The sequence below is a fragment of the Pantoea sp. JKS000250 genome (assembly GCF_003201065.1).
GTDB classification, from domain to species: Bacteria; Pseudomonadota; Gammaproteobacteria; order Enterobacterales; family Enterobacteriaceae; genus Pantoea; species Pantoea vagans.
In genome coordinates, this window is record NZ_QICZ01000001.1 from 2,519,809 (window position 1) to 2,544,370 (window position 24,562).

A 24,562-nucleotide genomic window follows, 5' to 3' on the forward strand; every position below is an offset into this window, starting at 1 on the left:
GCCAAAAGTCTGTATAAGGAAGAAATCATGTTTGCGGGAATTATGTTTGCCGTCACTGCCGGACTGATGTGGGGGCTAATCTTTGTCGGGCCGCTGCTGGTGCCGGACTATCCTGGCGCGCTGCAATCGGCGGGACGTTATGTGGCGTTTGGGCTGATTGCGCTACCGCTGGCCTGGCACAGCCGTCGTCGTCTGCGTCAGCTGTCACGCGCTGACTGGCTTGAGGCCGTAAAGCTCTCGCTGGTGGGAAACCTCTTTTACTATGCGTTTCTGGCTAACGCCATTCAGCGAACCGGCGGGCCGGTCTCCACCATGATTATCGGCACGCTGCCGGTGGTGATCGCCGTCACGGCTAATCTCTGTTATGGCCATCTTGAAGGACGATTGCCGTGGCGGCGGTTGTTCCCGGCACTGGTCATGATGGCGGCTGGCTTGCTTTGCGTGAACGCGGCGGAGCTGCAGAGTCAGGGTGCTACGCTGGATCTCAGTCGTTATCTGACCGGTATCGTGCTGGCACTATTGGCGGTAGTCTGCTGGACCTGGTATCCGCTGCGTAATGCCCGCTGGCTGCGTACGCATCCCGAACTGCGCCCCTCAACCTGGGCTACCGCGCAGGGGCTGGTGACGCTGCCGATGGCACTGATCCTGTACGCGCTGGTCAGCGTTCAGCTCGCCTGGCAGCAGCCCGATTTTTCGCTGCCGTTCGGGCCGCGACCCATGGTATTCATCGCATTGATGCTGACGATTGGCCTGCTCTGTTCCTGGCTGGGTACCTTATGCTGGAATGCTGCCAGCCAGCGTCTGCCTACCGTACTGATGGGGCCGCTGATCGTTTTCGAGATACTCTTTGGCCTGTTATGGACTTTTCTCTGGTATCAACGCTGGCCGCCGCAGCTCACTCTGATGGGCATTGTTTGTCTGATAGCGGGTGTGATCTGGGCAATGCGCATCAAACCCCAACCCCAGGTCGTCGCGATTAAAGAGTAAACCGTAAAGCTCACCTGAATGCCTTTACCGCGCGGACAAGACGCCACGCGGCTTTTTAAGATTAAACCCTATCCTGATTTGCTCGCTCTCCGGCAGATTTATACCGCGAAATCGATTTCATGGTTCCGCACTGTTGTCCGGTATCCCCCGATAACCCCCTTCATCCTCCCTTTGTCAGTAAAAAAACGGCCCTTTCTGGCGGCTGAAAGTGGCCTGTTCCAGCGCTGGCAACCGTTCACCGGTCAGATATCGGTCATTAATCAGGAAAAATAGCGCAGCATTATGGACGTTACGCTTTTATCCACTGCTGTTTATTGCGTTATGGACCTGAGAAAAGGGGACTAAAAACCACCATTAACTTCACTCAGTGATAAATGAGTAAGAGAATTCCGCCGCTGCGTTAATAATTAAAGATTAATCTCTGGCATCAATGATGCGCAATGAAGAGAGTCAAAAGATAGACCCATAACGTTAGTGATAAGGAGTAATAAACTATTTAACCCGGATTAATCCTGGAGTAAGTTAATGCAATAAACCCATCATCGGGAATTAAAGCGCAACCGCAAAATTTCAGGCAGGTCCATCATTAACTCAAATTTACGGTGATTAATGTTTGTGCGATGTTCAAAGCGGCTTAATGATATTGAGACGATTTAGTTCCGACGATTAGCAGGACTAAACTAAAAAAGGGAAGGCCCAATCCCGCGTAAACGAGATTGGGAGGGGAAGATAAGGCGTGGAGTGCGAGACTTTTGCTGTTGTGAATCAATTTTACCGCAAAAAAAGAAGCTTAGCCGTGAAGCCATTCATTAGTTATAAATGGAGCGGAAAAGGGTGCCGCAATTGTCCTGTTAAATGATCTTCATCTCTTCTGGTAAGAACAAATCTCAGCGTTAAGTCTAAAAAGCGCGGTAGCATTAGGTTTAGCGATTCTCCGTGCCTGACGGATAGTGGTATACGCTGCGGCTGATATCTAATAAGCGGCAGCTGCGGCGGGTGCCAATGTCGAAGGTGGTCTGCAGGAAATCCACAGCCTGTCGTTTTTCATTAGTAGTAAAGAAGTGCTTCAGAACGCTCTGCAGCATCTCTTTGTCCGAGTTGAGCGTCTGCAGTTCACGTGTGACATTCTGCAGTTTTTCTTCCAGCTCCTTGATTTTTCTGCCTTCTTCCGAAGACAACCCAGAAAACTTCTTTTTCCAGCTATAGAACGTGGCTTCAGAGATGCCTAACTCTTCACAAATCTCTCTGACTTTCACGCCCGATTCAGAAGCTTTAATGGCATTTGTGATTTGATCTTCGCTGTATCGTGACTTTCTCATAAATGCTCTTACCTTTCTTATCGATTAATGGATGAGAATGACTTTAATAATTTCTGGCACTGTAAGATTTTATTAAGGCAGTATTAAAGTGCGCGAATTGAATTGCGAAGCCTAAATTAAGATATTTAGAAGAAATATCATCATGGGATAAATCTTATTTTATTCTTATCCGGGGGGCGTGCCTTCCTGGAGGCGGGTTTTTGTTATAAATTCATCGCATCCAAAATACGAAAAAATTCTACGTACACTGGATATTTAGCTTCGCCGACTTGATTAATATGCCGGTATAGCTCTTTAAGGTTGTTTTATTTTCAGCCTGAAATCGTTTCCATCAGAAGTGATTCGCGCCATTTATAATAAGAATTATCCTGAATTCACTCTCCGGATCATGATTTACATCTCAATTTTCGGACCAGTTTGGTCTGAAGTCATACATTTTCGCCAGGCCCACTGAGCGCTTATTAATTCGTTACAGGGATGTTGTACCGAAGCGGTTGTAGTTGAGTAATACTAAGGAAGAGTCGATGAAATTGAGCGTAATGTCTAATGCCGCCTGGATGATGTCTGAGAAGATCATCTCCGTTTTTGGCGTCATTTTTGTGACGTCTTACGTGGCTAAATCCTTTGGTCCAACGGTGTTTGGCCAGATGGCGTTTTCTACTTCACTATTTGCCATGGTGCAAACCGTCGCAATCTTTGGCACCGAAACCATTCTGTTTAAGCGCGTCAGCAAAAATGCGTCGAAAGGCCTGCGCCTGATGACCATCGCCCGTACGCTGCGCATGGTGCTATTGCTGGTCACGTCGGTGCCAGTCTTAATTTGGGTCTGGTACAACATGCAGGAAAACTTCCTGGCGTTTGCACTGGCCTCATTTGTTGCCTCGGTTTTTGTTACCCAGGACACCTTCAGCGTTTATAACAACGCACGTCTTGCTTCGCGTCTTAACACCATCGCTAACGCTGTGGGCATGCTGCTGAGTTTCGGCATCAGCTTTACCGTCGCCTGGCTGCGTCTTAATCCGCTCTGGCTGACGCTGTCGATTGTTGCCGTGACGCTGGTGCCTTACCTGATCAAGCGTCACAACTTCTATCAGGACCATCAGGATCAGATGCCGCCGCGCGAAAAGCGCACCGCCTATCTGCGCTATCTGATGTATGCCGGTCTGCCGCTGGCGATCTCCAGCATCTTTATCTCGGTGCAGGTTAAAGCGGCGCAGATGTTTCTGGCAGGCACGGCGCCTGCGCGCGACCTCGGTCTGTTTGCGGCGGCAAATACCATTTCCGCCTCCTGGATTTTTATCCCGGTTGCGCTGATCACCTCCTGCTTCACTGAAATCTTCAGGGAGCGCGGCGAGGTGGCTATTAAGCTGGCTGCCCGGCTCAATGGCTACGTTATGGCAGTTTCATTGCTGATGCTGCTGGTCATTTCGCTTTACGGCGAGCAGATCATCATCGCGTTGTACGGACCGGAATACACACAGTCAGGAAGTCTCATTACGTTGCTGTCGATAGCGACCAGCTTTTCGGCAATGGGGACCGTAGCGTATCGCTACATGGTCAAAGAGGGAGGATTTAACTACTTGCTGAGGAAAATCATCTGCCTGATGGTCATCAGTCTGCCGCTCTCCTGGTGGTTGATCCAGGGTCACGGCATCATGGGGGCCGCGTGGAGCGTTTTCCTTTCAGAACTTTTGTCCCTGACCGTAATGAATTACTTCTTTAAAAACGGCGTCATTCAAAAGATTCAGGTTTCCTCACTCAACTACAAAACATACAAATGAGGTCAGATATGCTCAAGTTGAAAGAAGAACTCAGAAAAAGTGTGCAGTACTTTATCAAGAAGATGCCCTGGGCTTATCAGGACCGCATCTACTACTTCCATAAGTTCAGAAAGCTGCCCAATCTGCGTCAGCCAAAAGTGTTCAACGAGAAGGTGTTGTACCGTAAGTTTATCTTCGGCGATTACCAGAACTACGGTCGTCTGTCAGATAAGTACTCGGTGCGCGAATTCATTGCTGAAAAAATCGGTAATGAATACCTGATCCCGCTGGTACACGAAACCACTGACCCGACCACGCTGAACAGCCTGCCTTGCTGGAAGGGAACGGTGATCAAGCCGAACCACGCTTCCAACATGGTAGAAATTCTGCTGGAAGAGCCGGACGCGTTGCGCAAGCAGCAGATCATTCATGACTGCTATCGCTGGCTGAAGACCGACTTCGCCAACGAAGCGCGTGAGATTCACTATCGCTACATCAAGCCACGCATCCTGGTTGAGAAGTACATTGGTGATGGCAAAAGCGCGCCGATCGATTACAAGTTTCATATGTTCAACAAGCGTGATGGCCGGTTCGAATATGTGCTGCAGGTGATCTACAACCGCTGTCAGCCGCTGCTGTCGATGAATTTCTACGTGAATAACCTCAATGAGGCCTATCACAAGATTCGCGATACCGGTCTGGATGTTTCACCGATTATGCCGTCACTGGAACATGCGCTCGAACTGAGCAAAAAGCTGGCCAGTGATTTCGACTACGTGCGTGTGGACTGGTATATCCATGACGAGCACATCTACTTTGGCGAACTGACCTTCACCCCAGGTGCAGGGCTGGTTACCGGATTGGATCGTGGTTTAAACCAGATGATGGGAGATATGTGGATTCAGGACCGCCGCGGAACGCAGAGCCCGGGCGTTACAGTGCAGGATGTTAATATCCCTGCCATGTTGAAGAAAATTTAAGTTCACACAGCAATATAAAAAACCCCGCTAAGCGGGGTTTTTTATGCGTAAAAATCAGGGCATCGGCCAGTCAGCAGGCGCCTGGCTCATCGCATCAATAAAGGCGTGCTTTGAGATTTCCACGAAGTTATGCACGTTTTCCATGCTCAGGGTAATGCCCATCAGACCGGTAACAAACCAGCAGGTCATGCCTAAACCAATCCCGCCACACATAAAGGCCATCACGTGACGGCTGTCCTGACGAAGTTTGGTTTTCAGGGTGCTGGCAAAAAACATCATGATTGCGCTCAGCAGTTCCCAACGCATAACAAGAAAACTGGCGGTTAACGTAGCCATCGGCCGGACCTCAATATCAGTAAGTATTCCTGACAATCTGCGGACATCACCGGCGACAAAAAAGTGTGTCAGGTAGGACTTTTTTGCCGTCAACCCAGGTTCAAAGTGTGACTTGGGTCACATTATATCACCCGATTTTAAATTTTGAACAAAATTTGACTCTTGTATGGTAGAGACGTGCGGAAAAAGTGAGCAGCAGAAGAAGAACGGCGGGGGAAATCAGGCAGATGCGCCCGGAGCGGGCGCAGCAAAGAATTAACGGACCGGGCAGCACTCGCCGGTGGTGCGCTGGGTAAAGCTGGTAATGCCGTCGTTACAGCCAAAACTCAGCAGGCGAGGGCGCTGAATCGCCTGGCGGCGCATGGTGTGGCGGTAAGCGGTCGGGGTCTGTGAAAACTGACGACGAAACACCCTGGAGAAGGTCTGCTGCGAGTCATAGCCATATTGCATCGCGATATCAAACACCGGACGCTGTGTCTGCGATAGCGCTTCTGCGGCCAGCGTCAGGCGGCGCTCACGAATATAGCCACCCAGCGTCTGTTTCGTCACGGAACGGAACATACGCTGCAGGTGCCATTTCGAATAGCCTGATTTTGCCGCAACCTCATCAATCGACAGGCTCTTATCGAGGTTCTGGTCAATCCAGTCCGTCAGGGAATGAATGATCTCTTCTTGCATCATGGCCTCATCCTTCTGGTGCTTAATAAGGGGTAATGGGAGTTTAGGGGTTTCAATGGAGAAGGAGTATAATTCCTCAAGTTAACTTGAGGTAAAGGGTCTGATGAAAAAAGAACGCAACTATCCAAAACCGGTTTTAACACCCGGTGAAGTGGCGCGCCGCAGCGGTGTGGCGGTCTCGGCGCTGCACTTTTATGAAACCAAAGGCCTCATTTTCAGCACCCGTAACAGCGGTAATCAGCGCCGTTACAGCCGCGACGTGCTGCGACGCGTGGCGATCATCAAGATTGCGCAGCGCATTGGCATCCCGCTGGCGACGGTCAGCGATAGTCTTGACCACATTCCGCCCGATAAGCGCATGTCGACGACGGAATGGGATGCGCTGACCCGGCACTGGCGCGAAGAGCTGGATAAGCGCATTGAAACCCTGACTCGCCTGCGCAATGACCTGGATGGCTGTATCGGCTGCGGCTGCCTGTCGATGCGCGACTGTCCGCTGCGCAATCCTGGCGACCGGCTGGGTCAGCAGGGCTCGGGTGCAGTGCTGCTTGACCCGGAACAGGATGATAAACATCCGCCTGTGGAGTGATGTCTATACTTGGTGAAGGTCAACACACAGGGAATCATGATGATCACCGTTCACCATCTTGAAAAATCGCGCTCGCATCGGGTGCTGTGGCTGCTGGAAGAGCTGGAAGTGCCGTACCAGATTAAACACTATCAACGCGAACCCACCATGCTGGCCCCGGAGGCACTAAAAAAAGTGCATCCACTGGGAAAATCGCCGGTCATTACTGACGGAAACCAGGTGGTAGCTGAATCGGGTGCTATTCTCGAATACCTTGAAGAGAAATATGATCGCGAATTCCGGCTGAAAGTGAGTGATGAGGCGTCACGGTTACAGTGCCGCTACTGGCTGCACTATGCTGAAGGCTCACTGATGCCGCTGCTGGTAATGAAGCTGATCTTCGGGCAGATGGGCAAAGCGCCGGTGCCGTGGCTGCTGCGTCCGGTCGGCGCGGCATTTGGCAAAGGGGTGCAGAAGGCTTTCCTGGATAAACAGCTTAAGCCGCACAGGCAGATGATCGAACAGCATCTGGCGACGCATCCCTGGTTTGCCGGTGAGCGTTTCACCATTGCGGATATCCAGATGAGCTTTCCGCTGCTGGCACTGGCGCGCCGTGCCGGACTCGATCAGATGCCCGCCACCGGGAAATGGTTGCAGACGGTGCAGCAGCGCGCCGCCTGGCAACGCGCGATTGCGCAGGGCGGCGAGCTTTCGCTGCCAGGTTAATCGTCTCTCTCCACCGGCGCGTGCTGTACGATCACCGCTGCGCCGGTGTAAATCCTCTCTTTATATGACATTAAGTTTATGGCCTCAGCGTTTCAGACTGGCTTCCGCCGGGTGTCGGCCAGCCTGTTACGCCCAATCTTTATGCCAAAGAATCTCCCTCTTAGAGTTGAAAACGTGGCGCTAAACGCCGGATAATCGCATGCCTTTTTATCTGGCCGCTTTTGACGGCTAATTATCTGCGGCAAGGTAAACGTTTGCCTGGCGGGTTAATCCCGACAGTGACGTCGTTTACCCGCTTATTCCAGGGACAGCGATGGTCGCAGAGCGATCCACACAACAAAAATTTTTGAGGCTCAACTATGTCAACTGAATCACGCCCGGCCAGTGGAAAACTGGACGCCTGGTTCTCGATCTCGGTGCGCGGAAGCAGCGTTCATCAGGAAATTCTGGCCGGACTCACCACCTTCCTGGCGATGGTTTACTCCGTCATCGTGGTACCGGGAATGCTGGGCAAAGCCGGTTTCTCCCCCTCCGCCGTGTTTGTCGCCACCTGTCTGGTCGCCAGCTTTGGTTCCATCCTTATGGGACTGTGGGCCAACCTGCCGATGGCGATTGGCTGTGCCATCTCCTTAACCGCCTTTACCGCTTTTAGTCTGGTGCTGGGTCAGCATATCAGCGTGCCGGTGGCGCTGGGCGCAGTGTTCCTGATGGGCCTGCTGTTTACGCTGATCTCCGTGACCGGCATTCGTGCCTGGATTTTGCGTAACCTGCCGATGGGCGTGGCGCACGGCACCGGCGTCGGGATTGGCCTGTTTTTGCTGCTCATCGCCGCTGATGGCGTGGGTCTGGTGGTAAAAAACCCGGCTCCGGGCCTGCCGGTAGCGCTGGGTCACTTCACCACTTTCCCGGTGATGATGACGCTGCTGGGACTGGCCGCGATTATCGGACTGGAGAAGCGCCGGGTACCGGGCGGCATCCTGCTGACCATTATCGCTATTTCGCTGCTCGGCCTGATCTTTGACCCGTCGGTGACCTGGCAGGGACTGTTTGCCCTGCCGAGCCTGCGTGACGCCAGCGGTCAGTCGCTGCTGTTCAGCCTCGACATCATGGGCGCGATGCAGCCTGTGGTGCTGCCCAGCGTGCTGGCACTGGTGATGACGGCAGTCTTTGACGCCACCGGCACCATCCGCGCGGTCGCAGGGCAGGCTAACCTGCTGGATAAACAGGGCCAGATTATCAATGGCGGTCGTGCGCTGACCAGCGACTCCGTCAGCAGCCTGTTCGCAGGTCTGGTAGGCGCATCACCGGCGGCGGTCTATATCGAATCGGCGGCAGGAACGGCGGCGGGCGGTAAGACCGGCCTTACCGCGATTGTGGTGGGCCTGCTGTTCCTCGCCATCCTGTTTATGTCGCCGCTGGCTTATCTGGTTCCCGCTTACGCGACTGCGCCTGCACTCATGTATGTCGGTCTGTTGATGCTCAGTAACGTGGCGAAAGTCGACTTCGGTGATTTTGTCGATGCGATGTCGGGCCTGCTAACGGCGGTGATCATCGTGCTTACCTGCAACATAGTGACCGGCATCATGATCGGTTTCGCCAGCCTGGTAGTGGGGCGTCTGTTCGCCGGTGAATGGCGTAAGCTCAACGTCGGCACCGTGATCATTGCCGTCGTGCTGGTGGCGTTTTACGCCGGTGGCTGGGCGATCTGACTGTATAACCGGGTGTGCGACTGCGCGCCCGGAATTTTTCACTTTTTTCCCACCCGGCGCACGCGTAGCTGACAACCTTCACCGCCGTTTGTTTTACACTTTAGCGCTTAACCAATGATTGAAAGAAACGACGCCTAAGGAAAGCATGGAAATCTTTTTTACTATTCTCATCATGACGCTGGTCGTGTCGCTCTCTGGCGTCGCGGCCCGCATTCTCCCTTTTCAGATCCCGTTGCCGCTGGTGCAGATCGCCGTAGGTGCGATGCTGGCCTGGCCCACGTTTGGTCTGCATGTCGACTTTGATCCGGAGCTGTTTCTGGTGCTGTTCATCCCGCCGCTGCTGTTCGCAGATGGCTGGAAAACGCCGATCAGTGAGTTCCTGCATCATGGTCGCGAGATCATCGGCTTAGCACTGGCGCTGGTGCTGATTACCGTGATCGGTATCGGCTATCTGATCTACTGGATGGTGCCGGGTATCCCTTTGATCCCGGCCTTTGCGCTGGCGGCGGTGCTCTCGCCGACCGATGCCGTGGCGCTCTCCGGCATTGTCGGTGAAGGCCGCATTCCCAAGAAGATTATGTCGATCGTGCAGGGTGAAGCCCTGATGAACGATGCATCGGGCCTGGTATCACTGAAGTTTGCCGTGGCCGTGGCCATGGGCACCATGGTGTTTACCTGGGGCGGAGCCAGCGTTGAGTTCATGAAAGTCGCCATTGGCGGCCTGATTGCCGGTGTGGCCATCTGCTGGCTATACGGGAAATCACTGCGCCTGTTCAGCCGCTGGAGCGGGGATGACCCGGCGACCCAGACCGTGCTACTGCTGCTGCTGCCGTTCGCTTCTTACCTGATTGCCGAACATCTGGGTGTCTCAGGCATCCTGGCGGCCGTGGCTGCCGGTATGACTATTACCCGTTCCGGTATTATTCGTCAGGCACCGCTGGCGATGCGCCTGCGTGCTAACAGCGTCTGGCAGATGCTGGAATTCATCTTCAACGGCATGGTCTTCCTGATGCTGGGCCTGCAGCTGCCGGACATTCTGCAGACCTCTATCGACCAGGCGCAGGCCGACACCAACGTCGAGCTGTGGATGTTGTTCGCCGATATCGGGCTGGTCTATGCCGCGCTGATGCTGGTACGTTTTGGCTGGCTGTGGATCATGCAGCGTCTGAGCAAACGCCTGTTGAAGAAGAAGCCGCTGGAGTTCGCGAACTACTCGCTGCGTGAGCTGCTGATCGCCACGTTTGCCGGGGTGCGCGGGGCGATTACCCTGGCGGGTGTGCTGTCGATTCCACTGTATCTCACCACGGGTGATCCCTTCCCGGCGCGCTATGAGCTGGTGTTTATCGCCACCGGCGTGATTCTGGTCTCATTGCTGGTAGGGGTCGTGATCCTGCCGATTCTGCTGCGCGGCATTGATAGCATCGATAAAGGTGCCCATCGCCGTGAGCTGCAGAATGCCCGTGCGGTGATGGCGGGTGCCGCCATTGAAAGCCTGCATAAGATGGAAGATCGGCTGGAGAATGAGTCGGAAGAGAACATCGATCCGGAACTGCTGAAAGAGGTCAGTCTGCGCGTGATTGGCAACTTACGCCGTCGCGCTGAAGGGAAGAATGATCTTGAGCATGCGCTTTACGCTGAGAACCTTGAGCGTCGCTTCCGCCTGACCGGGCTGCGTGCCGAACGCGCAGAGGTCTATCATCTGCGCGCCACCCAGCAGATCTCCAATGAGACGATGCAGACGTTACTGCACGACCTGGATCTGCTGGAAGCACTGCTGATCGAAAAAGAAGAGTAAGCCCTGACCTGCACGCCTGCACATTCATGCAGGCGTGCCAGCTTTTCATACCGACAGGCGCGGCGGTTCATCCGGCCAGTGCTCGCGACAACAGTTGATCCACGCCTGCGCACTGCGCGACAGATAACTCCCTTCCCGCCAGATCAATCCCAGACTCCACTTCAGTTCCGACTCCAGCGGCAGCCACAATAATGACTGCTTATCCAGACGCTGACAGATCGGCTCCGGCAGAATCGCCAGCCCCATCTCCGCCTGCACCATTGCCGCCAGAAAATCCCACTGACCGCTGCGCACCGCCACCGTTGGCGTCAGGTTAAGCCGCTGAAACGCCTGCATCAGCTGGCGATTCAGCGAGAATTCCTCATTGAAAATAAGTAAGGGATGCTCTGCCAGCTCTGCCAGTCCTACCTGCTGGCGGCTGAGCCACTCCGGGCGGCGCGGCAACAGCACGCAGAGCGGATGATGCATCAGGGGCAGCGTGTTCAGCGGCAGCTCAGGGTCAACCGGCAACGCAGTCAGGGCAATATCCAGACTGCCCGCCAGCACCGCCTGCTGTACGGTCAGGCCGCCGAACTCTGAAATTTTCAGCTTCACACCGGGATAGCGACGGCGAAAGGCGGAAATCGATCCCGCTATCTGCATACCCACCATCGGCGGAATACCGAGCCGCAGCTCGCCGGTTTTGAGCTGGTTGATGTCACCAATCTCCGCCTCCAGCTGATGAAACTCCTGCAGGATCGCCAGACCGCGCTGATAAACTGCCTGGCCGCTGTCGGTAAGGTGCAGACGACGGCCATCTCGCAGGATCAGCGTGCAGCCCAGCTCCTCCTCCAGCTGACGCAGCATTTTGCTGATGGTCGGCTGGGTGACAAACAGCTTTTGCGCCGCACGGGTAAAGCTCTGCTGGCGGACCACTTCAGTAAAGTAACGCAGGGCGCGGACATCCATAACTATTCCTTTAAGGCATGATTGCGATAATTTTAATTCATTTTTTTCACCTTGTGCTGGCGTTTTATACTGGTGACATCAATTTAATCGGGGAGACAAGGTGATGGCGTCAGCACTCACTTTACGCAGCAACCGCGCCATGCAGTGGATCAGCCTGCCGCTGCAGCTGGGTTTCTATATCGGCCTGTTTGTCGCCTGTGACCGGCTGGTGAGCTGGCTACATCTGCCGCTGCCCGCCAACATTGTCGGGATGCTATTGCTGCTGGCGTTAATCGTGACGCGGGTTGTGCCGCTGAACTGGGTAAAAGCCGGATCGCGCTGGCTACTGGCCGAGATGCTGCTGTTCTTTATTCCGGCGGTGGTGGCGGTGGTAAATTATGGCGATCTGCTGCGGGTCGATGGCTGGCGCATCTGCGTGGTGATCGGCGTCAGCACGCTGCTGGTGCTGGCCTCCACCGCCTGGGTGGTGGATCGGCTTTATCACTATGAAGTCGCGCGCGCCGCGCGTAAGCAGGATCCTCATGCGTGATTTTCTGCTCAGCCTGCTGTGTGTGGTGGTTACGCTGCTGGTGTATGCGCTGAATAAACGGCTTTACCGCCGCTGGCGGACGCTGCTGTTAATGCCGCTGGTGATGACGCCGCTGGTGCTGGTGGCACTACTGCTGCTGACCCACATCAGCTGGCAGGATTACATTGCAGAAAACCACTGGCTGCTCTGGCTGCTGGGCCCGGCGACGCTGGCGTTTGCGGTGCCGGTCTATGAGAACGTGGAGATTATAAAACGCCACTGGCTGTCACTGAGCGCGGGTGTTCTGACCGCCACGCTGGTCGCCGTCTGCAGTTCGGTCTGGCTGGCGCGGCTGCTGACGCTGCCGGAGTCGATCCAGCGTAGTCTGGCGGTGCGATCCATTACTACGCCGTTTGCGCTGGCCGCAGCCGGACCGATTGGCGGTCAGCCCGATCTGGTGGCGCTGTTTGTGGTCATTACCGGCGTGTTTGGCATGGCGGTGGGTGACGTGCTGTTTCTGCGCATCGCGATTAAGCAGGGGGTGGCGAAAGGGGCCGGGTTTGGGGCTGCGTCACACGGTGCCGGCACAGCTCGCGCTTATCAGCTTGGGCAGCAGGAGGGCGTCGTCGCCAGCCTGGTCATGATGCTCTCGGGCGTCGTGACCGTGATACTGGCTCCGGTGATTGGACACCTGATGTGGACAATATAGTCTACACTGCGTTGCGCAGGGACAGCTGTAATTCTGAACGCGACACGTATTTTTACGTAAAGTTTCCCGGATTTTGTTGTCTCCCCGTTTCAGGCTGTTAACCTTGCGGCCGAATTAATTGTCCTTCACGGAGTGGAATCATGTTTAAGCAACTTGTTACCGGGAGCGCCCTCGGGCTGGTTTTACTGAGTGGTGCCGCTCAGGCGATTGAAGGGAGTGTTGATGTCAGCGAACACAACACCAACCTGAATCTGGGTCTGGGCACCACTACACCCGGTCTGTTTCTGAAAGGTAACTGGCTGCGTAGCGACCATGACGGCAGCACCTACGGTGCCGGTCTGGGCTACAACGTTGACTTCGGGCCGCTGCGTCTGGCGCCGACCGCAAAAGCGATCTTCACCCATCCTGAAGATGGAAAAGATGGGTTTGCGGTGGCGGTGGGTGGTGCAGCGCACTACAGCCTGAACAGCATGTGGGGCCTGTATGGCGAATATTATTATGCGCCAGAGTCGTTCACCGATCAGCTCGACAGCTATCAGGAAGCCGCTGGCGGCCTGAGCTTCACGCCGGTTTCACTGCTTAACCTGCGTGTGGGTTATCAGTACATCGAACTGAACAACAAAGATGGACGCAAAGATAACGTGCTGGTCGATGGCCCGTACGTGGGTGCATCACTGCGCTTCTGATTCTGCTGCGTGAAAGAAAAGGGCGACTACCCAGGTAGCCGCCCTTTTTTATTGTCCGATCGTCAGGAATGAAAATGGCGATCAGTGCGCTTTGCCCTGTTCAATGCCGGTACCGGTCTGCGAACGAATAAATTGTGCGCGGAAGCGTGAACGCTCCTCTGCGCCCTGCTGCGAATGGTCGGTAATCGAGAAGAGCCAGATACTGACAAAGGCCACCACCATCGAGAACAACGCCGGATACTCATACGGGAAAATCGGCGTGGCGTTGCCCAGCACCTGTACCCACACGGTCGGGCCGAGGATCATCAGGATAACCGCGGTCAGCAGACCGAGCCAGCCGCCCACCATCGCGCCACGCGTAGTGAGTTTTGACCAGTACATCGAGAGCAGGATGATCGGGAAGTTACAGCTGGCCGCAATCGAGAAGGCCAGCCCGACCATAAAAGCGATATTCTGCTTCTCAAACAGTATTCCCAGCGCAATCGCCACCACGCCCAGCGCCAGCACGGTAATTTTGGAAACCCGCAGCTCATCTTTCTCGCTCGCCTTGCCTTTACGATAGACGCTGGCGTAGAGGTCATGCGACACCGCTGACGCACCCGCCAGGGTTAAGCCTGCGACTACCGCCAGAATCGTGGCGAAGGCCACCGCAGAGATAAAGCCCAGGAAGGTGCTGCCGCCGACCGCGTTAGCCAGATGCACTGCCGCCATATTGGTGCCACCAATCAGCGCGCCGCTTGCATCTTTGAAGGCCGGGTTCGCACCCACCAGCAGAATCGCTCCGAAGCCGATAATAAAGGTCAGGAAGTAGAAGTAGCCCATAAAGCCGGTGGCCCAGAAGACGCTTTTGCGCGCCTCTTTGGCATCCGCGACGGTGAAGAAGCGCATCAGAATATGCGGCAATCCGGCCGTACCAAACATCAACCCCAGCCCCAGCGACAGCGCCGAGATAGGATCTTTGACCAGCCCGCCAGGCTGCATGATCGCGATCCCTTTGGGATGGACCGCCATCGCCTCGGTGAACAGTGTGTTAAAGCTGAAGTTGGCCGCTTTCATCACCATTATGGCCATAAAGGATGCACCAAACAGCAGCAGCACCGCTTTGATAATCTGCACCCAGGTGGTCGCCAGCATGCCGCCAAACAGCACATACATCACCATCAGAATGCCGACCAGAACCACCGCCACATGATAGTTAAGACCAAACAGCAGCTGGATCAGTTTACCGGCTCCCACCATCTGGGCGATCAGGTAGAGCGCCACCACCACCAGCGAACCGCAGGCTGACAGCGTACGGATCGGCATCTGCTTCAGACGATAGGAGGCGACATCGGCAAAGGTATAGCGACCCAGGTTGCGCAGCCGCTCGGCGATTAAAAACAGAATCATCGGCCAGCCGACCAGGAAGCCGAGCGAGTAGATCAGCCCGTCATAGCCGGAGGTGTAAACCAGCGCCGAAATGCCCAGGAACGAGGCCGCTGACATGAAGTCACCCGCCATCGCCAGGCCATTCTGGAAGCCGGTGATATTGCCGCCTGCGGTGTAGTAGTCATTACGCGAACGGGTTCGCTTTGACGCCCAGTAAGTAATCCCCAGGGTGGCACCGACGAAAATCGTAAACATGATAATCGCCTGATAGTTAGTCGCCTGGCGCTGCACCGCACCGGTGATCGCATCGGCGGCCAGCGCTGAAAACGGCAACATTAAGGCCAGCAGCCATAAGGTGAGACGGGTCATGATTTCACCTCGCTGAGGATCGCTTTGGTTAAACGGTCAAACTCACCGTTGGCGCGCCAGACATAGACGCCGGTCAGCACAAACGACATCACAATCAGCCCGACACCAATCGGGATACCGCGCGTGACGTTGGTACCGGCATGCAGCGGCGTGCCGAGCCAGCCGGGGGCAAATGCAATCAGCAGGATAAAGCCGACATAGAGCACCAGCATGATCAGCGACAGCAGCGTCGCGAACGCCTGGCGCTTACGGACTAACTCATGAAAACGGGGATTACGTTCAATCTGCTGATTGATTGCATCCTGATTCGAAAGGGCGTCATTCATCACATTTTCTCCAGAGGGCTTGCAGGCGAGAACCTCACGACAGGGCGCGGATTCAGCTGGTTATAATTTTTGTGACTAGCGAAACAGACTGCGTAGGGCGGGTGTGGCGGGAAGCGATCTTCCCGCCGGACAGCGTGCGCTTAAGGCATTTTGATCGACTGTTTCTCCTCAAGCAGTTTTTCGACAACGCCAGGATCGGCGAGGGTAGAAGTGTCACCCAGGTTACTGGTATCGCCGGTGGCAATTTTGCGCAGAATACGGCGCATGATTTTGCCGGAGCGGGTTTTCGGCAGTGAGTCGGTCCAGTGCAGTACATCCGGCGTGGCGAGCGGGCCAATCTCTTTGCGGACCCACTGACGCACTTCGGTGTACAGCTCTGGCGACGGCTCTTCGCCGTGATTCAGCGTGATATAGGCGTAAATCGCCTGACCTTTAATGCTGTGCGGAATCCCGACCACGGCCGCTTCGGCAATTTTAGGATGCGACACCAGCGCCGATTCAATCTCGGCAGTGCCAAGACGGTGACCGGAGACGTTGAGCACGTCGTCGACACGTCCGGTGATCCAGTAGTAGCCATCTTCATCGCGACGGGCACCGTCACCACTGAAGTAGACGTTTTTAAAGGTGGAGAAGTAGGTCTGCTCGAAACGGTCATGATCGCCAAAGAGGGTGCGCGCCTGTCCTGGCCAGGACTCGGTGATCACCAGATTGCCTTCACAGGCACCTTCCTGGGGCTGACCTTCGTTATCCACCAGCGCCGGTTGCACGCCAAAGAAGGGTCGGGTGGCGGAACCTGCTTTCAGTTCGGTCGCACCCGGCAATGGCGTGATCATGAAGCCCCCGGTTTCGGTCTGCCACCAGGTATCCACTATCGGACAGCGGCTGTTGCCGATTTTTTTGTAGTACCACTCCCAGGCTTCCGGGTTAATGGGCTCACCGACCGATCCCATAATGCGCAGGCTGCTGCGATCGGTACCTTCAATGGCCTTGTCTCCTTCGGCCATCAGTGCACGGATGGCGGTGGGTGCGGTGTAGAGCAGGGTGACTTTATGTTTATCGACCACTTCCGCCATACGGCTCGGCGTTGGCCAGTTCGGCACCCCTTCAAACATCAGCGTGGTGGCACCGCACGCTAGCGGGCCATAAATCAGATAGCTGTGTCCTGTTACCCAGCCGACATCGGCGGTACACCAGTAAATGTCATCCTGATGATAATCAAAGACGAACTTAAAGGTGGTGGCGGCATAGACCAGATAACCGCCGGTGGTATGCAGCACGCCTTTGGGTTTGCCGGTAGAGCCAGAGGTATAAAGGATAAACAGCGGATCTTCCGCGCCAACTTCGGCTGCAGAGTGGTTGGTGCTCGCGTCCCGCATCAGGTCATGCCACCACCGATCTCGGCCTTCAACCCAGCCTACATCTTTGCCGGTGCGCTGGAACACCACCACGTTTTTCACGCTGGTGACATTCGGATTTTTTAACGCGTCATCGACATTTTTCTTCAGCGGAATACTGCGACCGGCGCGGATCCCTTCATCGGCGGTAATCACCAGCGAGGCGCTGGAGTCGACGATGCGGCCAGCGACTGCTTCCGGTGAAAAGCCGCCAAAGATCACGGAGTGAACGGCACCGATACGCGCACAGGCCAGCATCGCCACCGCCGCTTCCGGCACCATCGGCATGTAGATCGCCACCACGTCGCCTTTTTTCACTTCCAGCAACTCAAGCACATTGGCGAAGCGACAGACTTCAGCATGCAGCTGGCGGAAGGTCAGGGTTTTGCTTTCGCTGGCGTCGTCGCCTTCCCAGATAATCGCCGGGTGATCGCCGCGCGTCGCTAAATGACGGTCAAGGCAGTTTGCCGCCAGGTTGAGCGTGCCATCTTCGTACCAGCGAATGTTAATGTTACCTGGCGCAAACGAGCAATTTTTCACCTTGCTGTAAGGTTTAATCCAGTCAAGGATTTTGCCCTGTTCGCCCCAGAAACTGTCTGGATCGTCGACAGATTGCTGATACATCGCCTGGTACTGTTCAGCCGTAATCAGGGTGTTTGCTGCAATGTTCTCTGGAACGGGATGTTTATGTATTTGGCTCATGGCGGATCTCCTTGAAGATGTTAATGATATGTCAATCAATGGTTAATTGAAGCCTGCGCCATAGCTTTGTTTCTTTTTTGCGCCACAGATCACGAGATAAACCTCTTCGGGAGAAGCGTGAAGCCGTTCTGATATTTCCGGTTAACTCTCTGGCGGCGAGGGGGAATTAAGAAGCGGTGTCATCCGGGATTAGACTGGATAAAAAGCAAGCAAACGCGCCGGACGCGTTTTTAACCCACTCTGCATAGCTATGCGGAAATTCATCTAAGTATTACTTTTCATAACAGCAGGTTAGGGATTTTTACTTCCGGCAGCACTTTATGCTACTCAGGTGGCTAACTTTTAATCGGATTCGCCAGGGGTTGCATTTACCACAGTGAAAATGGTACTTATCTCGCCCCTGTTCTGCAGGTATCAACTCAGACCGCGTCTGAAAATGGGTATGGGAATCATCAGATTTTCATACGAGGCGCTGTTTCTAAACACCCTCTAATTTACCGGGCTTTTTGCTCACTCCCTGTGTGTATTGTCTTCTGCACCTTCGCAGTAGAGAGAAACGGGTTTTGACTGAGGAAATTACGCGTTATGAAAGGTTTTAAAATCAGCCTGGCCTGGCAGATTCTGACAGCCCTGGTGCTCGGCATCGTTGTGGGTGCTGTGTTGCATAATCAGCCAGACAATCGTGAATGGTTAGTCACCAACATTCTCAGTCCTGCTGGCGATATCTTTATTCATCTTATCAAGATGATTGTGGTACCGATTGTGATTTCATCCCTGATTGTCGGCATCGCTGGCGTGGGTGATGCAAAGAAGCTGGGACGCATCGGCGTCAAAACGATTCTCTACTTTGAAGTGATCACCACCATTGCCATTGTGGTCGGTATTACGCTGGCCAACGTATTTCAACCCGGCACCGGCATTGATATGTCAACGCTGGCAACGGTGGACATCTCTAAATATGAAGCCACAACGGCAGAGGTACAGGGCGGTCCGCACAGCCTGGTGACCACCATTCTGTCGCTGATCCCGCAGAATATTTTCGCCTCTATGGCGAAGGGCGACATGCTGCCGATTATCTTCTTCTCGGTGCTGTTTGGCTTAGGCCTGTCGTCACTGCCGTCAGAACAGCGCGATCCGCTGGTGAACCTGTTCCGTGGTATCTCTGAAGCGATGTTTAAAGTGACGCACATGATCATGCGTTATGCGCCGGTCGGTGTGTTTGCGCTGATCGCGGTGACGATTGCTAACTTCGGTTTTGCCTCGCTGTGGCCGCTGGCTAAGCTGGTGCTGCTGGTTTATGCGGCGATTCTGTTCTTCGCCTTTGTGGTGCTGGGCGGGGTAGCGCGCTTCTGTAAGCTGCGCATTACCACGCTGATGCGCATCCTGAAAGATGAGCTGATTCTCTCTTACTCCACGTCCAGCTCGGAAACCGTGTTGCCTCGCATCATGGAGAAGATGGAAGCTTACGGCGCGCCGAAAGCGATCACCAGCTTCGTGGTGCCGACCGGTTATTCATTTAACCTGGATGGTTCAACGCTGTATCAGAGCATCGCGGCGATCTTTATTGCGCAGCTGTACGGCATTGACCTGTCGCTGACTGATGAGATTGTGCTGGTTCTGACGCTGATGGTGACCTCGAAAGGGATCGCTGGCGTGCCAGGCGTATCCTTCGTGGTGCTGCTGGCTACGCTGGGCAGCGTCGGCATTCCGCTGGAAGGTCTGGCGTTTATCGCCGGTGTTGACCGCATCATGGACATGGCGCGTACCGCGCTGAATGTGGTCGGTAACGCGCTGGCAGTGCTGGTGATTGCCCGCTGGGAAAACCAGTTCGACGCCGAACAGGCGAAAGCGTATGAGCTGCAGCTGCGGACGCAGACGGCAAGCTGAGAACAGCGCTAACGTAAAAAAGGGCTCAACGAAAGTTGGGCCCTTTTTGTTTGTGCGGCTTAGTTCTTACCTGGTCAATAAAGCAGAAATGAAAGATCAGCCTTTGTGCCGTTCAGTCGGGCACAAAGGCAGGCTGCGTAAAGTCGGCATAAACCCGTCCCTGGGCCTCGGCCGCCGGTTACTCGCCTCATCCATGAGGCTCGCCCGCAAGCGGGCCAGCGCTTTACGTTGTTCAAAAACGCTCCAGGCGTTTTTGTCCATGCGGCGGATGCTTTACTCCGCTACTCATGTTTATTCGCCACACTTGTTCGAACAGCAGTAAAACAGCCTGAGGGAAGAAAGGATTCACCTGAAGAGTAAAGCGTCCCACGCCAGGGACGGCGTGGGACGAGCGTCATGGATGACGAATGCGTCTTTACGATCAGGTGAACCTTTTCTGACCGGCTCCGATTTCCCAGCAACACTACTCACACACCCTGCGCCCAGGCCGGAATGCACAGCATTTAAACCCCGTATACCAGTCACCCTGCTTAAACTCAACGCTGTCCCGCCCACTCCCCGCAACATGATTCACCCCACATCCATTGAAAAAAGATCTCACTCAATGAATTAATCATTCGTTATGATGTTTTGTAATTTGAATAATTTATTCCTTAACGGAGCCCGCCATGAAACTCGACCTCAGCCAGATGATCACCGAAGGCCGCAACCCGGCCAGCCAGAACATCGATGAACTCTCTACCGAAGCGATGCTGCGCGTCATTAATGATGAAGATAAAAAGGTGGCGCTGGCGGTAGAGGCCATCGTGCCGCAGATCGCCGACGCCGTTGACGCCATCTGCGCTGCGTTCCAGGCGGGTGGGCGATTAATCTATTGCGGTGCGGGCACCTCCGGGCGGCTGGGCATCCTGGATGCCAGCGAATGCCCACCCACCTTTGGTACGCCACGCGAGCAGGTCATCGGCCTGATTGCCGGCGGTCATACCGCCATACTCCAGGCGGTGGAAAATGCCGAAGATAACCGGGAGCAGGGCGCGCAGGATCTGAAAGACATCCACTTCAGCCGCCACGATGTGCTGGTCGGTATCGCCGCCAGCGGTCGCACACCTTACGTGCTCGGTGCGCTGGCTTACGCCAACGAGCTTGGCGCGACGACCGTGTCGCTCACCTGTAATCCCGGCAGCGCCATGTCGCAGGTCGCTGCGATTGCGCTCACGCCGGTGGTCGGCCCGGAAGTGGTCACCGGCTCCTCACGGATGAAAGCGGGCACGGCACAAAAACTGGTGCTCAACATGCTCACCACAGGCTCGATGATCCGCAGCGGAAAAGTCTACGGCAACCTGATGGTTGATGTGGAAGCGACCAACCAGAAACTGGTGCAGCGCCAGGTCAACATCGTCATGCAGGCAACGGACTGTGATGACGCGACCGCCAGCGCTGCGCTTACCGCCTGCGGCGGACACTGCAAAACCGCGATCCTGATGGTGCTGGCTGACCTGGCCGCCGATGAGGCGAAAGCGCTGCTCAGTCAGCATCAGGGCTTTATCCGTCAGGCTCTGCAGGCAGCGGGAGCACGCTAATGGCGAAAATCACCGAAGCACTGTTGCGTGACATCCTGCAGGCGGTCGGTGGCGCGCAAAATATCGCGGCCTGTGGTCACTGCATGACGCGGCTCCGCCTGACGCTAAATCAGCCGGAACAGGCTGATCTGGCAGGATTAAAAAACCTGCCGGGCGTGCTGGGCGTTATCGACAGCGAGGCGCAATTACAGATTGTCCTGGGGCCAGGCAAAGCGCAAACCGCCGCCGAGGGGATACAGAGCCTGCTGGCGCAGGGCGATACCGCGCTGGCACCGCGGGGTGAAACAGCCGATCTTAGCCAGCGGGCGGCGCAGCAAAAGCAGCAGCTAAAGGCAAAACAGACCAGCGGCGTGCATCAGTTTCTGTCGCGCTTCGCGACTATTTTCACCCCGCTGATTCCGGGTTTTATCGGCGCGGGGCTGCTGCTGGGCTTTGCCACGCTGATTGAACAGAGCCTCCACCTTAATGCGCCCGGCGACCATGCGCCCTGGCTGCTGCACACCGTGGCGTATATGAAAGTGTTCGGCAAAGGGCTGTTTACCTTTCTCAGCATCCTGATTGGCTACAACGCGCAAAAAGCCTTTGGCGGCAGCGGCGTCAATGGTGCCATCATCGCCTCACTGTTTGTGCTCGGCTATGTGCCCACCGCCACCACCGGCTACTACAGCGGCATGGAGAGCTTCTTTGGCCTGACGATCGACCCGCGCGGCAACATTATTGGTGTGCTGATGGCGGCGATTATCGGGGCGTGGATTGAGAAACAGCTGCGCAAAATCATTCCCGACAACCTCGATATGATCCTGACTTCACTGTTTACGCTGGTGATTACCGGGGCCATCACCTATCTGCTCATCATGCCGCTGGGTGGTGAACTGTTTAAGGGGATGTCGTGGCTGTTTATCCATCTCAATAACAATCCCTTTGGCTGTGCGCTGCTGGCCGGGCTATTCCTGATCGCGGTGATGTTCGGCATCCATCAGGGCTTTATTCCGGTCTACTTTGCGCTGATGGAAACGCAGGGTTTTAACTCGCTGTTTCCGATTCTGGCGATGGCGGGCGCAGGGCAGGTCGGTGCATCCCTGGCGCTGTGGTGCAAAGCAGAAAAAGGCGCGCTGTTACGGGCGCAGATCAAAGGAGCTATCGTGCCCGGCCTGCTGGGTGTTGGAGAACCGCTGATCTACGGCGTCACGCTGCCGCGCCTCAAGCCGTTTATCACCGCCTGTGGCGGCGGGGCACTGGGCGGTTTCTTTATCGGTCTGGTGGCGTGGCTGGGTTTGCCGGTCGGGATGAATACGGTATTCGGACCCTCCGGGCTGGTCACGCTGCCGCTGATGACCTCTAGCCAGGGGATCTTCGCCGGTATGGCGGTTTACCTGGCCGGGCTGATGGTGGCCTGGAGCGGCGGATTTCTGCTGACCTGGTGGTTCGGCACCCGAAATGTCGACCTCAGCTAGCCGACTGCCGGAATTCTGAAATCCGGCTAACGGATAAATAATCACCTGAAAATGTGAAAGCCGCTGCAAAGCGGCTTTTTTATTGCCAGTAATTTAACTTAATCGCTAAAGAGTAGGCGGACGGATGCCGAAAACATAAAAAAAGGTAATCGTTATTTCTCAGCCCACCGTTTTCACGCTGACACGCAGACTGTCACGTGCAGGACGTCGGGTCTTCAAGGACTTTTGATGCGTAACAACCAGCCTGTCTCTCAGCGTGAATATCAGTTTGACGATCATGCGACACTCATGTCGACCACCGATCTCAGCAGCCACATCACTTATGCCAACGATGCCTTCATTGAAGCGAGTGGATTCTCTGCCGACGAGATTAACGGCCAGCCGCATAACATAGTGCGTCATCCCGATATGCCACCAGAAGCGTTTGCTGACATGTGGGCGACGCTGAAACAGGGTGAACCCTGGACTGCACTGGTTAAGAACCGCCGTAAAAATGGCGATCACTACTGGGTGCGGGCTAATGCCATTCCGGTGGTGCGCGACGGTAAAGTGCAGGGCTATATGTCAGTACGCACCAAACCCACGGCAGAGGAAGTCCGTCAGACCGAAACGCTCTATCAGGATTTTCGTGAAGGCCGGGCCAGAGGGCGACGTTTTCACAAAGGCCTGCTGGTTCGCAGCGGCTGGCGTCGTCCCGCCTCTATCCTGAAAACGCTGCCCCTGCGCTGGCGGATCCGCAGTACGCTGCTGGCGTTACTGCCCCTCTCGGTGGCAGGCGTCTGGGCGCTGGGCATGACGCACGCAGCACTGGCCGGCTTTGCCGCAGGCATGGCGGCGCTACTCACACTGAGCAGTCTGTGGCTGGAGCAGCAGATTTCACGGCCTATCGAGCGGATGTGCAAACAGGCGCTGAGCGTGGCGACCGGTGCGAGTCACAAGGTCGAGCAGATGGATCGCGTTGATGAGGTCGGCGTCACGCTGCGCGCTATCGGTCAGCTCGGATTGATGTTCCGCTGGCTGGTGGATGATGTCAGCGGTCAGGCGATCAACGTGCTGAGCGCCAGCGACGCCATCGCCCGCAGCAATAACGAACTGAGCCGACGTACGGAGCAGGCCGCCGCTAATGTACAGCAGACTGCCGCCACCATGAACGAAATGACCGCCACGGTGAAGAGCAATACTGAAACGGCGAACGAGGTGAATACCCTGTCAGCTGACACCAGTCAGGCAGCCAGTAAAGGCGGTGAGGTAATGACCGAGATGATGGGTATGATGGGCGAAATTGCTGACAGTTCAAAGCGGATTGCCAATATTACCAGCGTTATTGACGGCATTGCTTTTCAGACCAATATTCTGGCGCTGAACGCCGCAGTAGAAGCGGCACGGGCCGGTGAGCAGGGCAAAGGCTTTGCAGTAGTGGCAAGCGAAGTCCGTAGCCTTGCACAACGCAGCGCCAAAGCCGCCAGCGAAATCAAAATGCTGGTCGAAACCAGTGCCAGCCGCGTTCAGTCGGGCAATGAGCACGCCAGCGCGGCGGGCCGGACGATGCAGGATATCGTGTCACAGGTACAGAATGTGACTGCCCTGATCGCTCAGATTAGCGCCGCCACGGCCGAACAGGCAACCGCGCTCAGCGAAGTCAGTTCAGCGGTGGAAGATCTCGATGACATCACCCACCAGAACGCCGCCCGCGTAACAGAAAGCGCCGAGGCTTCAGGTCGCATGACCCACCAGGCTAACCGGCTGGTGGAAGCGATTAGCGTGTTTCGTTAA

21 protein-coding genes are annotated in these 24,562 nt (G+C 55.4%); 14 read left to right on the forward strand and 7 right to left on the reverse strand.

The window, feature by feature from the left end; all coding sequences use genetic code 11:
* The first annotated feature begins 27 nt into the window (after positions 1-27).
* Complete coding sequence (locus BY447_RS11980; RefSeq protein WP_110331200.1) at positions 28-987, forward strand: DMT family transporter; 960 nt, start codon at positions 28-30, stop codon at positions 985-987.
* Positions 988-1,910: 923 nt separating this feature from the next.
* Here BY447_RS11980 and BY447_RS11985 read toward each other — a convergent pair.
* Entirely contained in the window at positions 1,911-2,306 is a 396-nt protein-coding gene (locus BY447_RS11985) for a transposase (protein ID WP_013359793.1), read from the reverse strand.
* Between the two features lie 524 nt (positions 2,307-2,830).
* On the opposite strand from BY447_RS11985, the gene BY447_RS11990 reads away from it, so the two are divergent.
* Positions 2,831-4,087 (forward strand): oligosaccharide flippase family protein, encoded by a 1,257-nt coding sequence (locus BY447_RS11990; RefSeq protein WP_013359794.1) that lies wholly within the window; start codon positions 2,831-2,833, stop codon positions 4,085-4,087.
* Between the two features lie 8 nt (positions 4,088-4,095).
* A complete protein-coding gene (locus tag BY447_RS11995; protein ID WP_013359795.1) occupies positions 4,096-5,046 on the forward strand; it encodes an ATP-grasp fold amidoligase family protein in 951 nt (316 codons plus the stop codon).
* Positions 5,047-5,100: 54 nt separating this feature from the next.
* On the opposite strand, the gene BY447_RS12000 is transcribed toward BY447_RS11995, so the two are convergent.
* Together BY447_RS12000 and soxS are read right to left on the reverse strand one after the other, a co-directional pair.
* Complete coding sequence (locus BY447_RS12000) at positions 5,101-5,382, reverse strand: YjcB family protein (protein WP_013359796.1); 282 nt, start codon at positions 5,380-5,382, stop codon at positions 5,101-5,103.
* A 255-nt stretch (positions 5,383-5,637) separates the two neighbouring features.
* On the reverse strand, positions 5,638-6,063 hold the full coding sequence (gene soxS / locus BY447_RS12005; RefSeq protein ID WP_013359797.1) for a superoxide response transcriptional regulator SoxS: 426 nt from the start codon (positions 6,061-6,063) through the stop codon (positions 5,638-5,640).
* A 100-nt stretch (positions 6,064-6,163) separates the two neighbouring features.
* Here soxS and soxR point away from each other — a divergent pair, with 100 nt between their 5' ends.
* The 4 genes from soxR to BY447_RS12025 all read left to right on the forward strand — a co-directional run bounded on the left by soxR (position 6,164) and on the right by BY447_RS12025 (position 10,858).
* Complete coding sequence (gene soxR, locus BY447_RS12010; RefSeq protein ID WP_013359798.1) at positions 6,164-6,649, forward strand: redox-sensitive transcriptional activator SoxR; 486 nt, start codon at positions 6,164-6,166, stop codon at positions 6,647-6,649.
* Between the two features lie 39 nt (positions 6,650-6,688).
* Positions 6,689-7,354 (forward strand): glutathione S-transferase family protein, encoded by a 666-nt coding sequence (locus BY447_RS12015; RefSeq protein ID WP_095706362.1) that lies wholly within the window; start codon positions 6,689-6,691, stop codon positions 7,352-7,354.
* 359 nt (positions 7,355-7,713) lie between these two features.
* Positions 7,714-9,063, forward strand: coding sequence for an NCS2 family permease (locus BY447_RS12020; protein ID WP_110331201.1), 1,350 nt, complete (start codon positions 7,714-7,716; stop codon positions 9,061-9,063).
* Positions 9,064-9,208: 145 nt separating this feature from the next.
* The gene (locus tag BY447_RS12025) at positions 9,209-10,858 is read left to right on the forward strand and encodes a Na+/H+ antiporter (protein ID WP_013359801.1); all 1,650 of its coding nucleotides are present in this window, start codon (positions 9,209-9,211) and stop codon (positions 10,856-10,858) included.
* Positions 10,859-10,903: 45 nt separating this feature from the next.
* On the opposite strand, the gene BY447_RS12030 is transcribed toward BY447_RS12025, so the two are convergent.
* Positions 10,904-11,806, reverse strand: coding sequence for a LysR family transcriptional regulator (locus BY447_RS12030; RefSeq protein ID WP_013359802.1), 903 nt, complete (start codon positions 11,804-11,806; stop codon positions 10,904-10,906).
* Between the two features lie 103 nt (positions 11,807-11,909).
* Here BY447_RS12030 and BY447_RS12035 point away from each other — a divergent pair, with 103 nt between their 5' ends.
* From BY447_RS12035 to BY447_RS12045, 3 genes are all read left to right on the forward strand, one after another.
* Positions 11,910-12,335, forward strand: coding sequence for a CidA/LrgA family protein (locus tag BY447_RS12035; protein WP_013359803.1), 426 nt, complete (start codon positions 11,910-11,912; stop codon positions 12,333-12,335).
* A complete protein-coding gene (locus BY447_RS12040) occupies positions 12,328-13,023 on the forward strand; it encodes an LrgB family protein (protein WP_110331202.1) in 696 nt (231 codons plus the stop codon). The genes BY447_RS12035 and BY447_RS12040 overlap by 8 nt, the downstream gene beginning before the upstream one ends.
* A 140-nt stretch (positions 13,024-13,163) precedes the next feature.
* The gene (locus BY447_RS12045; RefSeq protein WP_013359805.1) at positions 13,164-13,709 is read left to right on the forward strand and encodes a YfaZ family outer membrane protein; all 546 of its coding nucleotides are present in this window, start codon (positions 13,164-13,166) and stop codon (positions 13,707-13,709) included.
* A gap of 81 nt (positions 13,710-13,790) precedes the next feature.
* On the opposite strand, the gene BY447_RS12050 is transcribed toward BY447_RS12045, so the two are convergent.
* From BY447_RS12050 to acs, 3 genes are all read right to left on the reverse strand, one after another.
* Positions 13,791-15,446, reverse strand: a complete 1,656-nt coding sequence (locus BY447_RS12050; RefSeq protein ID WP_013359806.1) for a cation acetate symporter — start codon at positions 15,444-15,446, stop codon at positions 13,791-13,793.
* A complete protein-coding gene (locus BY447_RS12055) occupies positions 15,443-15,772 on the reverse strand; it encodes a DUF485 domain-containing protein (RefSeq protein ID WP_013359807.1) in 330 nt (109 codons plus the stop codon). The genes BY447_RS12050 and BY447_RS12055 overlap by 4 nt, the downstream gene beginning before the upstream one ends.
* 140 nt (positions 15,773-15,912) lie before the next feature.
* Positions 15,913-17,868 carry an acetate--CoA ligase gene (gene acs / locus BY447_RS12060; protein ID WP_095706360.1) on the reverse strand — a complete coding sequence of 652 codons (1,956 nt, stop codon included), beginning with the start codon at positions 17,866-17,868 and terminating at the stop codon, positions 15,913-15,915.
* Positions 17,869-18,453: 585 nt separating this feature from the next.
* Between acs and gltP the strand changes: the two genes are divergently transcribed.
* The 4 genes from gltP (at position 18,454) to BY447_RS12080 (ending at position 24,562) form a co-directional block, all read left to right on the forward strand.
* Entirely contained in the window at positions 18,454-19,755 is a 1,302-nt protein-coding gene (gene gltP, locus BY447_RS12065) for a glutamate/aspartate:proton symporter GltP (RefSeq protein ID WP_013359809.1), read from the forward strand.
* A 668-nt stretch (positions 19,756-20,423) separates the two neighbouring features.
* Positions 20,424-21,335, forward strand: coding sequence for an N-acetylmuramic acid 6-phosphate etherase (gene murQ / locus BY447_RS12070; protein WP_033781566.1), 912 nt, complete (start codon positions 20,424-20,426; stop codon positions 21,333-21,335).
* Positions 21,335-22,789: a PTS N-acetylmuramic acid transporter subunit IIBC gene (gene murP / locus BY447_RS12075; protein WP_110331203.1), complete on the forward strand. Its 1,455-nt coding sequence runs from the start codon at positions 21,335-21,337 to the stop codon at positions 22,787-22,789. The genes murQ and murP overlap by 1 nt, the downstream gene beginning before the upstream one ends.
* 228 nt (positions 22,790-23,017) lie before the next feature.
* Complete coding sequence (locus BY447_RS12080) at positions 23,018-24,562, forward strand: methyl-accepting chemotaxis protein (protein WP_110331204.1); 1,545 nt, start codon at positions 23,018-23,020, stop codon at positions 24,560-24,562.